General features: G+C 70.5%; 1 protein-coding gene. It reads left to right on the top strand.

Annotated features, from left to right (window positions below):
* The coding region (locus tag ASG00_RS15455) for a hypothetical protein (protein WP_235559521.1) at positions 1 to 589 on the top strand (589 nt) is incomplete at both ends.

Below are 589 nucleotides of genomic sequence, written 5' to 3'. Positions count from 1 at the left end.
ATGGCTGCGTTCTCGACGGCGGTCGACACGGTCGCGACGGTGTCGGATCCGCTCGGGTCGCTCATCGCCGCCGGACTCGGCTGGCTCATCGATCACTTCGAGCCGCTGAAGGGCTGGTTCAACGACCTCACCGGCGACGCCGGAGAGGTGCAGGCGTTCGCGGCGACGTGGACGAACATCCAGTCGCAGCTGCAGCAGTCCGGGGACGAGCTGACCCGGGTGCTGGGCGACCTCGACGAGCTGGCGGGCGAGGCGATGGACGCCTACCGGAGGTTCCAGACGGATGCCGCGCAGCACCTGCACGGCGCGGCGACGTGGGCGGGTGCCATGGCGACGGGGCTGCAGGTCGCCGCCACCATCGTTCAGGTCGTGCACGACATCGTGCGGGACGTGCTGTCGCAGCTCGTCGGCTCCGCGATCTCCTGGGCCGCGGAGGCGGTGGTCACCGCGGGGCTGGCGACCCCGTGGATCGTCGAACAGGTCGCGACGCGCGTCGCCTCGTGGACCGCGAAGATCGGCTCGAAGCTCACCGCGCTGCTCCGCTCGATCAAGACCCTCGCGACGCTGCTGGAGAAGCTTCGGTCGCTGC

The organism is Microbacterium sp. Leaf351, from assembly GCF_001423825.1.
GTDB classification, from domain to species: domain Bacteria; phylum Actinomycetota; class Actinomycetes; order Actinomycetales; family Microbacteriaceae; genus Microbacterium; species Microbacterium ginsengisoli.
This window is presented reverse-complemented; position numbering and strand designations above follow the sequence as displayed.